Below are 14,765 nucleotides of genomic sequence, written 5' to 3'. Positions count from 1 at the left end.
CCGCCGAAGATCGAATCACAGGGCGTCGAAACCGGCCGCACAGCGCCCGACGGATTCCCGGTCCTTCTCGCAAAAGACCAGGTCAGCGGCTATGTCCCCGGCCGACCAGGGCGTCGGTGACCGCGCGGACACTGCGCGCGATGTGCTGGAGCTGAAGAACCTCGGCGGCGTACAGCTTGATCGTGTGCTCGATGACCGACTCGGGCAGCCCGAGCATGGGCAGTTCGGCGCGTGCCGTCTGGAGCGCGGTCCGTGCCACCCGGATCTCCTGCTGGACCTGGAGCTGGGCATGCCGGGCGAGCAGGACCGGGTGCCGGATCAGGGCCGGGTAGCTGGCGTAGCGCGCGGGGATCAGCTCCCGCAGCCATTTGGCCGCCGAGCGCTCCCAGTCGTAGCTGCCCGGCGTCTTGACCTGGCAGGGCCAGTCGGGGCTGATGCGCGTGCGCGTGCTGGTCAGGGTCATGGTGAATCGCTTCCGGTGTGCGGCGTCGTGAGGGTGGTCCGACGGGTGGGGCGGCCCCGGCCTAGGGGATGGCCGGGGCCGCCACGGGCGCATCGCGATGCGCCCCGGCACACCCCGGGCGCCGACGTGGGTAGGGGACGGCGGCTGGGGGTGTCCGTGCGGGGACCCCGGACACGGCGGACCGGCGCTGCGTGAGGGCTTGCATGCGCATGAGCGGTCCGTCGGCTTTCTCGGGGCGGTGTGCGAGCGGTGGGTCCGCGGGGTGCGGAGCGGCCGGGGGTGAGCCGGGCCCGATCCGCTGAGCAGTATTTATATATACCGTCTGGTTTGCAAGACGTATGAAAACATTCATGCTCGATCTGTGGTGAAAGATCCCGGTCCAGGAGGGGGAGGACCGCAAGATCTTCACGCTTGCCGGGCGGCCGCCGGAAGCATCGGGGCGGATCAGTCGCGCAGGAAGAACTGGTGCTGCTCGTTGAGCTGTTCGTACTTCTCCAGGCGGGCCTGGGTGCGCTCCGGGTCGGCGTCGGTCATGGCCTGGAGCAGCGCGGCGGCCAGCACGTTGGGCGCGGCGTAGGAGTCGAAGACCAGACGCGCCCCGGTGCCGGTGGCGAAGGTGATGTCGGCTTCGTCGGCCAGCGGGCCGAGCGCCAGATCGGTCACCAGGGCCACCTTCAGGCCGGCGTCGCGCGCGACCCGGACCGCTTGCAGGGTCTCCTGCGAGTGCCGGGGCATGGCGAAGGCCAGCACCCAGCTGCCGCCGGCCTCACGGGCCTGGAGCAGGGCGTCGTAGGCGACGCTCCCGCCGCGGGTCACCAGCCGTACGTCGGGGTGGATACGGCGGGCCGCGTACCCGAAGTACTCGGCCAGCGACTCCGAGATCCGCAGGCCCAGGACGGTCAGCGGGGTCGACCGGGACAGCTCCCGGCCGACCCGGATGACCCGGTCGGGGTCGGCGAAGTCGCGGCGCAGGTTCTCCAGGTTCTGGATCTCGTGGTCCACGGCCGCCTGGAGCTCGTTGGCGCGGTCCACCTCGCCGGGCCCGCCGGCCAGACTGCTCAGCGCGATCGACTGGAGCTTCTCGCGCAGCGCCGGATAGCCGCTGAAGCCGACGGCGGCGGCGAAGCGGGTGACGGACGGCTGGCTGACCCCGACCCGGTCCGCCAGCTCGGTGATGGACAGGAACGCGGCCTCGGTGATGTGCTCGATCAGGTACTGGGCGATGCGCCGCTGCCCCGGCGACAGACGCGGGCCGTCGAAGAGTTCCCGCAGCCGGGAGGTCGGGGCGGGCTCGGCCTCGGGCGCCGTCTTGCCCGAGGTGATCGCTGATGCCTGTGCGCGGGCCTGCTGCGGCGAGGGCACCGGTCCGTCTCCTTTGTCTGCCACGAACACTCAACATAGCTCACCGAGCGTCGTGACCAGGGGGGTGAGCGACCCGGCTCACCTGCGGTAGAGGCTGATCGAATGACCCACGTCACCCACCGGCCGGCTGCTCGCGAGCAGCCGGGCGAGGGTGCCCCGCGCCTTGGCGACCGCCGAGTCCGACACCACCAGCAGCCCGTGCACCCGCTCCGGCGGCACCCCGCGCGGGTCCTCGGCGCGGATGCCGTAGTACGACGGCACCCCGCTGCCCTTGTAGACCAGCCACACCCGCTCGCCCGGGTACCGGGTGCGCAGCCGGTCGGCGAGCCGGCCCAGGTCCTGGCCCCAGTCCACGTTGGAGTCGTGCAGCACCCGGTGGGTGGCCGCCGGGCCGCCGAACGCCTCGTTGGAGTACGGCAGGTAGTACGGGAACGTCCGCAGCGAGCTCACCGCCGTGCACAGCACCAGGACGGCCGTCGCCCCGGTGGCCCAGCGCCGGCGCGGCACCCGCAGACAGGCCGCCGCCACCGCGAGGGACATCGGCACGAACAGCGCGTACCGGGTCCCGAAGTCCCGGGTGCTCGTCATCGCCGCCGCGAGCAGCACCAGCGGCGGCAGCAGCAGATAGGGCGCCGAGGGCCGCAGCCGCCGTACCGCGACGAGCGCCACCGCGCCGGCCAGGCCCACCGCCAGCAGCCCGAGCGGGGTCTTCACCAGCAGCGCGGCCGGCAGGTAGTACCAGAGCGGGCCGGTGTACAGATGCCCGAACAGATAGCCCTGCCACGGCTGGTTCTCCAGCCCGAACTGCACCCGCATCCCGGCCCGGTAGGCGGGCGGCACCGGCATCAGGTCCACCAGCAGCGCGTGCAGCCCGTGCAGGACGGGGACCGGTTCGGCGGGGGAGAACCGCAAGCGGGGATCGACCGCGAGATACGACACCCAGACGACGGCCAGGGCGACCACCAGTACGACCCCCGCACCGGCGGCCGCGGCCCGCAGCCGGCGCCGTCGGCCGCCCGCCGGAGAAAGCTCCCGGTCCGCCGCCACGGCCGACACCGCCGCCAGCAGCATGAGGACCGGCACCGCCGGCAGGGCGTTCATCTTGGTGGCCACCGCCGCCCCGAGAGCCGCCCCGCTGAGCGGCAGCCAGCGGCCCGGACGGTGCCGGGCCCGCAGGGCCAGCCAGGCGGAGGTCAGCACGAAGCCGGCCGCCGGGACGTCCAGGGTGGCCAGGGAGCCGTGGGCGACCAGATCCGGTGAGAAGGTGTACAGCGCGAGCGCGGTCAGACCGCCCACCGGGCCCGCCAGGTCGCGTGCGAATGCGAACGCGACCAGCCCGAACAGCAGCGTCAGCACGATCACCGGCAGCCGTGCCCAGAGCATCAGCCGCCAGGGGTCGTTGCCGGACTCGTACAGCAGGTGCCGGCCCACGTCCCCCTGGGTGCCGGGGTACGACGGGTCGTAGTGCGGGTCGGCCACCGCCACACCGGCCGCGATCAGCAGCTTGCCGAGCGGCGGATGCTCGGGGTTGTAGCGCAGCCGGTGTTCGTGGAGGTAGTCGGTGGCCGTCGCGACGTACACCGGCTCGTCGATGGTGGGCGTCTGCCGGACCGCGGCCGTCACCATCACGGCCGCCATCTGGGCCAGCAGCAGGGCCACGAGCACCGGCACCGCCCAGCGTCTGGGTGCCCGGGGGAGCGGCCGTACCGGATCCTGCGCCGGAGCCCGGTCGGCCAGGAGCGTGTGCTGTGCGTGCGTCATCGTCCGCCCCGCGGTGGCACCGGCGTACGGCGGCGGGAGCGAGCGGGGGACCGGGCCATCGCCCTACTGTCGCACCGCTCCCGCCGTCCGGGGCGTCACCGCTTCACGAGTCGTACCGACAGACCCTCTGCCGTGTACACCGGTACGGCCCGCAGGCTGCCGGAGTTCACCTCGATGCGGTCGAACCGCCCGCGCAGCCGGGGCGCGGCGAGCACCGGCAGGGTGCGGCCCTCGGCCGGCGGCCGTACGGTGTCCAGCCGCAGCGACAGTACGGCCGCACCGCCCAGCACGGCCAGGTGCCGGACCGTCAGCGGGGCCTTGCCGCCGGCGCTCAGGGTGACCTCGAGCGTGCCCGCCGCCTGCGCGTAGGCGCCGCGCACCCGCAGCCGTCCCGGCACCTCCAGCGTGCCGTCCGCGACCCGCACGTCCCCGTGGCCGAGGGCGTCCGCGGAGCCGGCGACCAGGGTGCCCGCTGCCAGCACGGTGCCGCCCGTGTAGCGGTTGCGGCCGGTCAGCGTGAGCGTGCCGGTGCCCTGCTTGGTCAGGCCGCCGCGGCCGCCGATGTCGTTGCGCCAGCTGTCGGCCGCCGAGAAGCCGCCGGCCGCCGCGTCCAGCGTCACGGTGACGTCCGTGTCGAAGGCGCCGTAGCCGTCCGCCGCGGCGAACAGGTCCAGCCGGCCCCACTGTTCGAACCCGTCCAGCAGCACATACCCGGACGGCAGCCCCGTGGTCCGCAGCACCTCGCGGCGCTGGTCCGCGGTGAGATACGGCAGCCGGGTCTCCAGCAGCACCTCCGCGCCCTTCGGCACGGTCAGCGGCACATCGTGCCCCTCCCGCTCCAGGACGTAGGTCAGCCTCGGCCGCACCGCACACCGGTTGGCGTCCCGGTCGGCGTACGGGTCGTCGGCGGGGTGCGCGTAGGCGTACAGGGTGTCGGCGGTGGTGCCGGTCCGCGCGGTGAAATAGGCGAGCGCCTGGGCGCGGGCCGCCGCCTTCAGCTCCGCGTTGGCCGGGTCGGCGAGCGTGGCCGCGGCGAGGGCGGTCGCCATGATCCGGCCGCCGATCACGTCGACGGGGCTGTGCATGCCCGCCACGATCCGGGTGTGGCCCAGCTCCAACGCGCGGGTCACCAGTTCCTGGAACCGCTCCGGTACGGCGTAGGCGTACGCCAGCGCGGCCAGGTGGAAGGCGTTGGTGTGCCCGCTCGGGAAGCCGCCGTCGTCGGCGGGGGAGGCACCGCGCTGACGCAGCAGCTGCGGGGCCACGACCACCTCGGAGTCGTACACCGGGAAGCCGAACGCGTCCGTCGCACCGGTGTCGACGACCTCGCTGTCCTCCGTCATCCGCCACGGCCGCGGGTACGCGTAGGCGTACTTGGAGGGGTTGCCGGAGGCGTACGGGCCGCGGACCGTGTCGACCAGCTCGGCGACCTTGCCGAGGTCCGAGTCGTGCGCGCCCGCGCCGAGCGCCGAGCCCGCCGGGGCGTCCGCGGGGACGGCGTCGTTGACGGTGGTCGCCGGGGTGCCGTCGGGCGCGCTCGTGATCGACGTGACCGCCCGGGCGCCCGCCCGGTACAGGCCGGCGAGCGGGCCGAGCCCCGCGATCAGCGCGTAGCTCTGGTGCTGGCGGTCGTAGACGAACGCCTCCTTGGCCTGTTCGCCGGTGCGTTCGCGGGTGATCCGGGCGCAGTAGCGCATGTTGGCGCGCAGCACCTCCGGGCGCAGCGGGGCGCCGGAGTCCCAGGTGGAGCCGGTCTTCCACACCTCGGCGAAGCCGTCGAGGACACGGACCACCGCGTTGGTCTCGGCGGTCCGGTTCGCGGGGACATTGGTCCGGTAGTCGTCCACGAAGGCCGCCGGGGCGGTCGCGGCCTTCGCGTCGGCCGCCGGTAGCCACACGGCGACGGCCGGTGCGGCGAGCACGCCCGCCGAAGCGGCCAGCGAGGTCGCGAGGAACCGGCGCCGGTTCGGTACGGAGGATCGGTGACCGGTGGAAGACGGCATGCCTGTGCCTCTCGGAAGCGGTCCACGGCAACGCCCGGCTGGATGTGCCGGGTTGTGCGATCCCGTGGAGAAGGGGGCGGAAGAGCGGGAACGGATACATGAGTAGGACCGGGGTGTGTCACCGCGGGGAGGCCGCGGTGACCGGCGGCGGTGCGGCAGGTGAACGCGCGGCGCGGAACGCACACGAACGCGCTGACCCGCACAGTGCCAACGCCCACGAGGGCGGCGGCCGGCTGTACGGCGGCGTATGTGCGGGTGACCTCGCGAGGAGATGTGCTGGGCGTGTCGGTGCGACACACGACAGCGGGGCTGAGCGGTGTGCGGCGCCTCTTTGCGGCGTATGCGCCGGTGTGGCGCGTGGAAGCGCGGTGGTTCGCTGTGCGGCGCCTCCGCGGGCGCGGCTCGCCCGTGGCGGCGCATGTGCCGGTGTCCTCCTGCGGAGGTGTGCTGGACTCGGCCGCGAGGCATGGCGGAGGGCCGGCCGGTGTGCGGCGCCTCCGTGCGGTGGCCGTGCCGGTGCCCTCGCGCGGAGATGCGCCGGACGCGCCGGTGTGGCGCGTGGAAGCGCGGTGGTTCGCTGTGCGGCGCATCCGCGGGCGGCGGCCCGCCGTACGGCGGCGTATGTGCCGGTGCTCCCGCGCAAAAGATGTGCCGGACGCGCCGGTGCGACACATGACACCGGCCACCGCTCGGAGGTGTGCTGAACGCACCGGCGCCACCGTGCCGAAGCCGTCCGCGAACGCAGCCCGTTCACGGCAGCGAACGCGCCAGCGCCACCGCGCCCTCGACCGGTGGCACCCGCAGCCGCTGCGGCCGCGTGCCCGGCAACGCCTGGTCGAGCGCGGCGGTGAACGCGTCGTACAGCCGCGGCTGGGACAGGATCGTGCCGCCGGCGACCACCACGTCGTCGACCGCCGCGCCGCGCTCCGCGAGCCGGACGACGAGTCCGGCGAGGGAGCGGGCCGCTGCGGCGATCACCTCGGCGGCGAGGAGCGAGCCGGCCTCCGCGGCGGCGAAGACGGCCGGGGCGTGCCGTCCCCACTCGGCGGACTGGTCGGTGGCGTGCTCCAACGCGGCTCCCAGCGCAGGCACTTCGGGCACATGGAAGGCGTCGGTCAGGGCCGCCGCCAGCGCGTCGGGCGGCTCGCCGCGGTCATGGGCCGCCCAGCAGGCGCGGGCGGCCTCCCGGACGAGCCCGGCCGCGCCGCCCTCGTCGCCCAGGACCGCGCCCCACCCGCCGACCTGGACGGCCGTGCCGTCGGGGCGTCGGCCCACCGCCACCGAGCCGGTGCCGGCGACCAGACCGACACCCTCGTCCAACCCGGCGGCAGGGACGAGGAGTTCGGCGTCGCCCACGACCCGTGCGGGGGCGTCGAAGTGGCGGTGCAGCGCGTCGCGGATCCGCGCGCACTGGCCTGCCGTCTCACAGGCGTGGCCGCCCACGGCCAGGGCCGCCGGCCGGGTGCCCGGGGGCAGTGCCTCGGCGACCAGCCGGGCCAGCCAGCCGGCGGCGGCCACGGGGTCGTGCGGCCGCCAGCCACTGCTCGGGCGGACATGGTCGGCGACCAGGGTGGCCCCCGCGACGGCGCGGAGCTGTGTCTTGGTGCCGCCCACGTCGATACCGACCCGGAGCGGCGTCACATCCTGCACGGGACCTCTTTCGTCGGTGCGGGAAGGCGTGTGACGGCGGGCGAACCGTGCCTGGCGGAACAGGGAACGAGCGGTCGGGAAGCCCCGGGACGGGCCTCGGGCGGAGCACGGCAGGCGAGTACCGTAAAGTTCGTTAGGAAGTTAACTAACGAAGTACAGTGCGTCAAGAGGCGTTCGCGTCCGCCACCGGCACGCCCAGGGCCGGCGGGCGCCACGCCGGGCATCCCCGTGCCGCGCCCCCGAGGCGCCCCACTCCTCGGCGGCGGGCCGTGATCTGTGGGAGAACCGTTGGAACACGACGTGGTGGCGGCCCCCCGCCTGACCGAGAGCGCGGGCGCGGTCTTCGCCGTACTGGCCCGGGCGGGCACCGCGACCCGGCCGCAACTCGCCGCGCTGGCCGGTCTGTCCAAGCCGACGGTGTCCCAGGCCGTCGCGGAACTGGAGAGCGCCCGGCTCGCCGGACGCTCCGGCACCGCCTCCAGCGGCACCGGCCGCACCGCGGCCGTCTACCGCCTGGGACCGGACGCCGGCGCCGTCCTCGCCGTCGACCTCGGCCCCGCCCGCACCCGGGTGCGCGGCTGCGCCCTGGACGGCACGCTGCTCGCCGAGGCCACCCGCGCCCGCGAGGACGCCGCCGACGCCGTACGCGAGGGTCTCGCCGCGCTGCCCGCGGGCACCCCGCTGCGCAGCGTCGTCGTCGCCGTGGGCGATGTCATCACGCCGGGGAAGGACGGCACCGGCATGCGCCCCGCCACGGCCAAGGCGGGCCCCGCCTTCGACGCCATGGCCGTCGCCCTGCCCCCCGGCGTGCCGGTCCACCTGGAGAACAACGTCAACTGCGCCGCCCTCGCCGAACTGCACGAGGGCGCCGCCCGGGACCGGGACACCTTCGGCTATCTGCGGGTCGGCGTGGGCGTCGGCCTGGGCATCGTCATCGGCGGCCAGGTGCTGCGCGGGGCCAACGGCGCCGCCGGCGAGCTGGCCCGGCTGCCCTACCCCTGGGACACGGACCGCGCACCGCGCCTGGAGGCGCTGGAGGAGTACATCGGGGCGGATGCGCTGCTGCGCCGGGCCGCCGAGGCATGGCGGGACGTGGACGGCCCGTGCCCGGCCACCACCGAGCACCTCTTCGCGCTGGCCGGCCGGGGGAGTGCAGCGGCCGGCGCCGTCGTCGCCCGGCACGCCGCCGACGTGGGCCGGCTGGCCGCCGCCGTGGCCGCCGTACTCGACCCGGGACTGATCGTGCTCGGCGGCAGCACCGGCGCGGACCCCCTGCTGCTGCCCGGGGTGCGGGCCGAACTTGCACGGCTGAGCTGGCCGACCGACGTGGTCAGCAGCACGGTCGGGGAACTGGGCACCGTCGTGGGCGCCGCCCGGCTCGCGGTCGCCCGTGGAGTCCAAACCGTGACCCAGGCGGCGCGAAGGAAGGATTGACGGCCTCCGGCTCGTTCTGCCAATGTCCGGACAAGCGCTTTCTAGGGCCGGTCGGGATACCGGCTCCCGGGTGCGCGTCCCGGCCGCACGCGAGCGTACGGCCACCACGCGAGGGCGTGCTCGCGCGGTACCGGCCGAGGGCCGGGGACGCCACCCCGCACAGGCGGCGCGGCCGGGCGAGGCCGCGTCCGCCGAGGCGCTCCTTCCCCGCACCTGCACCCGGGCCGCGCCGATCGGCCGGGGATCCGTCACGCACCATCAGGGAGGACCCGGTGGGTCACCAGATCTCGCGCAGAACCCTCTTCCGCACCGCGGGCGGCCTCGCCGTCGCAGGCGCCCTCGGCCCGGCGCTCACCGCCTGCGCCGGCGGCACCGGAGCGGGCAGCGACAGCGGCAAGCTGACCATGACCTGGTGGGGCAGCGACGAGCGGCACGCCGCCTACAAGAAGGCCCTCGCCGCCTTCGAGAAGAACCACCCGAAGATCCCGATCGAGACCCGCTACTCGGGCTACGACGGCTACTTCGACAAGTTCAACACCCAGGTCGCCGGCGGCAGCGCCCCCGACCTGCTCCAGATGGACACCGCGCTGGTCGCCCAGTACGCCCGCAAGGGCATCCTCGCCCCGCTCGACTCCTACGTCGGCAAGGCCCTGGACCTGACCGGATTCTCCAAGACGCTGCTCGCCGCCGGCACCGTCGACGGCAAGCTGTACGGCGTGCCGTCCGGCATCGGCGTCAACCAGCTCACCGTCAACCGCAGCGGCCTGGAGAAGCTCGGCCTGAAGCTGCCCGACCCCGAGTGGACCTGGAACGACCTCAAGAAGATCGCCGTCCAGGTCTACAAGAAGAGCGGCGGCCGGACCTACGGCGTCGACGACGGCGGCGGCTCCACCCTCCAGTGCTTCGAGATCTTCGCCCGGGAGAAGGGCCAGCCCTTCTTCTCCGACGACGGCAGGAAGATCGGCTTCACCCCCGACACCCTCCAGGAGTGGTGGGAGTTCTGGGCCGGGATGCGCAAGGACCACGCCTCGCCGCCGCCCGCGGTCACCTCCGCCGCGCACAACGACCTCACCAAGAACGCGGTCGTCATCGGCAAGGCCCTGTTCACCTTCGACTCCGGTGTCTACGGCGCCGGCGGCGCCATCACCGACGCCCAGCTGGACTTCCTGCCCACCCCGCAGGGCGACTGGAGCGGCGCCCGCGAGGGCAACTTCGTCAACGGCGGCGTGCTGCTGAGCGCCACCAAGGCGAGCAAGAAGGTCGCCGACTCGGTGAAGATCATGAGCTTCTTCGCCCAGGACCCCACCGCCATCAAGGACATGCAGCTGTACCGCGGCATCCCGCCGACCGAGAAGGCGCGTTCGCTGATCTCCGCCGGGCTGGACGAGACCGACAAGCGGAACATGGCGATGGCCGACTACCTCTCCCGCCGGGTGGCCAAGGCCACCGACGCGCTGCCCGCGCCCGTCCCGCCGCCCAAGGGCGCCGACCAGATCTGGGACCTGCTGTTCCAGTCCAACCTGGCCGTCGCCTTCGGCAAGAAGACGATCAAGGCGCAGCTGAGCGAGTTCTTCGACCAGGCGCAGTCGATCCTCGCGGGCTGACCGCCCGCCGCGCACACATCAGGCACCGGGAGAGGCCAGGGAGAAGATGAGCATGACCACCGCCCGCACCGACGAGGCCGCGAAGGAGGCGCCGACGTCCGCGGCGACCGCCGCCGACCGGCACGAGCGCGAACGGATGCGCCGCCGGGCCGCACGACGGCGCGGCGGAGGCTGGTGGCCGTACCTGTTCCTGGCCCCCTGGTTCGCCGGCCTGTTCGGGCTGACGGTCTACCCGATGCTGGACTCCCTCTATCTGTCCTTCACCGACTTCGACCTGCTCACACCCGCCCGCTGGATCGGCGCCCGGAACTACACCCACATGTTCACCGACGACCCGGTCTTCTGGGACTCGGTGCACGCCACCCTGCTGTACGTCCTGGTCTCCGTGCCGCTGAAACTCGCCCTCGCGCTCGGCGTGGCGATCCTGCTCAACCGCCCGCTGAAGGGCATCGGCGTCTACCGGGCCGCCTTCTACCTGCCCTCGCTGCTCGGCGGCGCGGTGGCCATGGCGATCGTATGGCGGCAGGTGTTCGGCGGGGACGGCCTGTTCAACGACGTCCTCGGCTGGTTCGGCATCAAGGGCCAGGACTGGATCTCCAGCCCCGACACCTCGGTCTACACCCTCGTGCTGCTCGCCGTCTGGCAGTTCGGCACCCCGATGGTCATCTTCCTCGCCGGACTCAAGCAACTGCCCAAGGACGTCTACGAGGCCGCGGCGATCGACGGCGCCGGAACGTTCACCCGCTTCTTCCGGATCACCCTGCCGCTGCTCACCCCGATCGTGTTCTTCAACGTGGTCCTCCAGATCATCGACGGGTTCAAGACCTTCACCCCCGCCTACGTGGTGAGCAACGGCACCGGCGGACCGCTCAACTCGACCATGCTCTACTCCCTGTACCTGTACAAGAAGGGCTTCACCGACCTCCAGATGGGCTACGCCTCGGCGCTGGCCTGGGTGCTGTTCCTGGTCATCGCGGGCTTCACGGCGGTCAACTTCGTCGCCGGCCGTTACTGGGTCCACTACGACGACTGAGCGAGGAGTCCGTCCGATCATGTCCGCCCTCACCCCGAGCGCGCCGCCGCACAAGCTCCGCCCGTTCACCGGCCCCCGCCGCATCCTGCTGCACACCCTGCTCATCGGCGTGGCCCTGGTCATGCTCTACCCGCTGCTGTGGATGCTCAGCAGCTCCCTCAAGCCCGACACCGAGATCTTCACCCACCCCGGGCTGGTCCCGCACCACCTGCATCCCGGGAACTACGCCGAGGGCTGGAGCGGCTCCGGCAACTCCTTCTCCCTCTACATCACCAACTCGCTGATCGTCACGATCGGCGCGGTGATCGGCAACGTCCTCTCCTGCTCGCTGGCCGCCTACGCCTTCGCCCGCTTCGAGTTCCGCGGCAAGAGGATCTGGTTCGGGCTGATGCTCGGCACGCTCATGCTGCCCATGCAGGCCACGCTGATCCCGCAGTACACGATCTTCTACAACCTGACCTGGATCAACACCTTCCTGCCGCTGATCGTCCCCAAGTTCCTCGCCACGGACGCCTTCTTCATCTTCCTGATGGTGCAGTTCATCCGCTCCATCCCGCGCGAGCTGGACCAGGCGGCGATGATGGACGGCGCCAACCCGCTCCAGATCTACGTCAGGATCATCCTGCCGCTGATGAAGCCGGCGCTCGTCACCACGACCATCTTCACCTTCATCTGGACCTACGACGACTTCCTCAGCCAGCTCGTCTACCTCCAGCAGAACGCCCGCTTCACCGTCCCGCTCGGCCTCACCCTCTTCCTGGACAAGACCAGCGGCTCCTCCTACGGCGCGATGTTCGCCATGTCGGCACTCGCCCTCGCTCCCACGCTCATCTGCTTTCTCGTCTTCCAGAAGAGGCTGGTGGAAGGCCTGGCCACCACCGGAATGAAGGGCTGATCCCGCGTGCACCTGCCCCACCAGCGCGGCCCGCTGCACGACCTGCCGGACACCTCGCAGGCGTACGACGCCGTCCTCGCCGACGTCACCGAGCAGGCTCTCGCCCGGATCTCCCCCGAAGGCAGCCTGGAACACCCCGACGCCACCGACGACATCGGCGACACCTCCCTCGGCGTCACCTCCCTGCTCGCCCTCGCCTGGCAGCGCGGCAGGGACCCCCGGCTGCCCGCCGCGGTCCGCCGCAGCCTCGCCTTCCACCTGCGCGCCCGCGTGTACACCGAGGACAACCCCGGCTACCCCAATCTGCGCCGGCGCGGCACAGGACTGCCGTACGCGCGCTATGTGCTCGACGCGGGCGCGCATCCCATCGGCGACTGGCCCAGCACGGTGTGGGCGCTCCTCCAGGCCGTGAACGTCCTGGACGCCGCGGACGGCCTGCTCGACGACGGACAGCGCGCCGAGCTGCTGGAGCTGGCGCACGGGTACTGGCGCTGGCTCACCGAGGCCACCTTCTTCAACCCGCAGGCGGCGGGCAACCAGGCCATCGGCTGTGTGGTCGGCGGCCTGATGCTGGCCCGCCATCTCCCGCCCGGCGCCGCCGAACCGGTCCGGGCCCGGGCCCTCGGCCTGTACACCGACGAGATCCGCGCCCACCGGGTCCGCGACCGCGGCGCCCTGCTGCCGCCCGAGCACGGCGGCGCCTACGACAACAACTACGGCCCCATCTCCCTGTCGTTCCTCGCCCAGGCCCACCGGGTCAGCGGCGCGGAGATGTTCGCCGAGGACGGCGACACCCTCGCCCGCTACCTGGACGCCCGCCTGACCTCCGGCGGCTACGACGTCGGCGGCCCCCGCTACAGCGAACAGCACTCCGGCTTCGAAGCCGTCCTCGGACTGCGCTACTTCGGCGCCCGCATCGGCGCCGACCTCGGCCGCTACCGCGGCGACAGCCGGTGGGGCCGGCACGCGGTCGGGCCCGACGGCGCGGTCGACGGCCACTTCGCCTTCATGCTGGTCTGGCAGATCCAGGACACCACCCGCTGGCACCGCACCCCCTCCGCCGCACCCGCCCGCCACCAGCTGCGCTCCGGCACGGTCTCCGTCGCCTTCGACAGCCGGATGACCCCCGCGCTGCTCGAAGCGGGCGGCACCTACTACCTGCCCGCCGCCGTCCACCGCCAGCACGGCTTCGGCCCGGTCACGGACGGCTTCCTGCTGTGCCGCCCGATGGGCGAGGTCCGGGTCCGGGACGTCCGCACCGCCGAACTCGCCGCGAAACTGGTCACCAAGCCGGTCGTCGGCCGCGACCATGTGCTGCGCCACATCCGCTCGCTGTACGTCACCGACGGCGTCCGGCTGTGGCTGACGGTCGCCGTGGAACGGCTCGACGGGACGCCGTACCTGCTGTCCGGCATGCCGTACGCCGCCGACGACGGCGACCGTGTACGCCGTACCTCCGAGGGCGAGGTCGCCGCCGCGGCCGGGCTGCGCCTCACCCACCCGGAGCGCCCCGGCCCCGACCACTTCGACGCCCGCGCCGGACTCACCCAGGAACAGGCGGCGTTCGCGCTCGCCGCCGACCCGCGCGGCTACGGCGACCCGGACCAGGGCTGGAGCCATCTGGTCTCCTCCACCGCCCTGGAGGCCGATCCGGCACCGGGCGCCCCCCAGGGGCTGCACGTCTTCGCCGTCCGGTACGGCGAGCGCGGACCGTACACGCCCGTCCTCAGGGCCGGAGCCCGGGGACTGACCGTACGCACCGAGGCGTTCACGGCGCTGATCGGACACCCGGCCGGCGACGAACGGGGGGAACCGGAACTGGTCCTCGGCCGCTGACCGCCGGGCCGCTCAGTACGCGAGGTCCCCGGCCGGCACCACCAGATCCGCCCGCTCCCGGGTCGTGGCGATCAGCTCGGCGTTGCGCTGGTCGGTGCCCAGCACCCAGGCCACCGCCGCCGCACGGTCCTTGCCGAACTCCTCGTGCCGGGCGATCAGCCGCCGGATCCGCTCCTCCTCGGGCATCTCACAGAACCACACCTCGTCCAGGCACGGCCGCACCCGCGCCCACGAACCCTCCGCCAGCAGCAGGTAGTTGCCCTCGGTCACCACCAGCCGGGCGGCGGCCGGCACCGGGATCGCACCCGCGAGCGGCTGCTCCAGCACCCGCTCGAAGCCCGGCGCGTACACCACCTCGCCGGTCTCCTCGCGCAGCCGCCGCAGCAGCGCCGCGTACCCGGCCGCGTCGAAGGTGTCCGGGGCGCCCTTGCGGTCCCGGCGGCCGAGCCGGTCCAGTTCGGCGTCCGCCAGATGGAAGCCGTCCATCGGGACATGCGCCGCAGGGCACCGCCCGTCGGCGTTCAGGGCGTGCACCAGGTGCTCCGCGAGCGTCGTCTTGCCCGCGCCCGGACTGCCCGCGATCCCGAGCAGGGCACGGCCACCGCCCCCGGCGAGGGAGCGGGCGCGGTCGAGGAGGTCGTCGAAGGTCAGCGGCACACAGCAGAGTGTGCCAGCAGCTGCCCACGGAACATGTGGCGTGCGCCACTCACTGGACGGCGCCCTG

The 14,765-nt window shown here is 73.2% G+C and carries 11 protein-coding genes; 5 read left to right on the top strand and 6 right to left on the bottom strand.

The genetic code is table 11. The features are described from left to right. Positions 1–82: 82 nt before the first annotated feature. The 5 genes from ACWCV9_RS01710 to ACWCV9_RS01690 all read right to left on the bottom strand — a co-directional run bounded on the left by ACWCV9_RS01710 (position 83) and on the right by ACWCV9_RS01690 (position 7,239). Positions 83–463: a hypothetical protein gene (locus ACWCV9_RS01710; protein ID WP_385842535.1), complete on the bottom strand. Its 381-nt coding sequence runs from the start codon at positions 461–463 to the stop codon at positions 83–85. A gap of 444 nt (positions 464–907) precedes the next feature. Then, positions 908–1,825: a MurR/RpiR family transcriptional regulator gene (locus ACWCV9_RS01705; RefSeq protein ID WP_385842790.1), complete on the bottom strand. Its 918-nt coding sequence runs from the start codon at positions 1,823–1,825 to the stop codon at positions 908–910. 78 nt (positions 1,826–1,903) lie between these two features. After that, positions 1,904–3,586, bottom strand: a complete 1,683-nt coding sequence (locus tag ACWCV9_RS01700; protein WP_450783650.1) for a phospholipid carrier-dependent glycosyltransferase — start codon at positions 3,584–3,586, stop codon at positions 1,904–1,906. 95 nt (positions 3,587–3,681) lie between these two features. Next, complete coding sequence (locus ACWCV9_RS01695; protein ID WP_450783649.1) at positions 3,682–5,589, bottom strand: phosphatase PAP2 family protein; 1,908 nt, start codon at positions 5,587–5,589, stop codon at positions 3,682–3,684. A gap of 750 nt (positions 5,590–6,339) precedes the next feature. Next, positions 6,340–7,239 carry a BadF/BadG/BcrA/BcrD ATPase family protein gene (locus tag ACWCV9_RS01690; protein ID WP_450783648.1) on the bottom strand — a complete coding sequence of 300 codons (900 nt, stop codon included), beginning with the start codon at positions 7,237–7,239 and terminating at the stop codon, positions 6,340–6,342. Between the two features lie 288 nt (positions 7,240–7,527). Between ACWCV9_RS01690 and ACWCV9_RS01685 the strand changes: the two genes are divergently transcribed. From ACWCV9_RS01685 to ACWCV9_RS01665, 5 genes are all read left to right on the top strand, one after another. Continuing rightward, positions 7,528–8,673, top strand: a complete 1,146-nt coding sequence (locus ACWCV9_RS01685; RefSeq protein WP_450783647.1) for an ROK family transcriptional regulator — start codon at positions 7,528–7,530, stop codon at positions 8,671–8,673. Between the two features lie 272 nt (positions 8,674–8,945). After that, positions 8,946–10,277, top strand: coding sequence for an ABC transporter substrate-binding protein (locus ACWCV9_RS01680; protein WP_450783646.1), 1,332 nt, complete (start codon positions 8,946–8,948; stop codon positions 10,275–10,277). 52 nt (positions 10,278–10,329) lie between these two features. Continuing rightward, entirely contained in the window at positions 10,330–11,310 is a 981-nt protein-coding gene (locus ACWCV9_RS01675) for a carbohydrate ABC transporter permease (RefSeq protein ID WP_450784220.1), read from the top strand. Positions 11,311–11,329: 19 nt separating this feature from the next. Next, on the top strand, positions 11,330–12,205 hold the full coding sequence (locus ACWCV9_RS01670) for a carbohydrate ABC transporter permease (protein ID WP_450783645.1): 876 nt from the start codon (positions 11,330–11,332) through the stop codon (positions 12,203–12,205). 6 nt (positions 12,206–12,211) lie between these two features. Then, a complete protein-coding gene (locus tag ACWCV9_RS01665) occupies positions 12,212–14,041 on the top strand; it encodes a hypothetical protein (RefSeq protein ID WP_450783644.1) in 1,830 nt (609 codons plus the stop codon). Positions 14,042–14,053: 12 nt separating this feature from the next. Here ACWCV9_RS01665 and ACWCV9_RS01660 read toward each other — a convergent pair whose 3' ends face one another. Then, the gene (locus tag ACWCV9_RS01660) at positions 14,054–14,698 is read right to left on the bottom strand and encodes a nucleoside/nucleotide kinase family protein (RefSeq protein WP_450783643.1); all 645 of its coding nucleotides are present in this window, start codon (positions 14,696–14,698) and stop codon (positions 14,054–14,056) included. Positions 14,699–14,765: the final 67 nt, after the last annotated feature.

It is taken from the genome of Streptomyces sp. NPDC001606 (assembly GCF_053596835.1).
This window is presented reverse-complemented; position numbering and strand designations above follow the sequence as displayed.

Coding starts and splice junctions, on each gene's coding strand:
- ACWCV9_RS01710 (WP_385842535.1), bottom strand. CDS start 463: ATGACCCTGACCAGCACGCGCACGCGCATCAGCCCCGACTGGCCCTGC.
- ACWCV9_RS01700 (WP_450783650.1), bottom strand. CDS start 3,586: ATGACGCACGCACAGCACACGCTCCTGGCCGACCGGGCTCCGGCGCAG.
- ACWCV9_RS01695 (WP_450783649.1), bottom strand. CDS start 5,589: ATGCCGTCTTCCACCGGTCACCGATCCTCCGTACCGAACCGGCGCCGG.
- ACWCV9_RS01675 (WP_450784220.1), top strand. CDS start 10,330: ATGACCACCGCCCGCACCGACGAGGCCGCGAAGGAGGCGCCGACGTCC.
- ACWCV9_RS01670 (WP_450783645.1), top strand. CDS start 11,330: ATGTCCGCCCTCACCCCGAGCGCGCCGCCGCACAAGCTCCGCCCGTTC.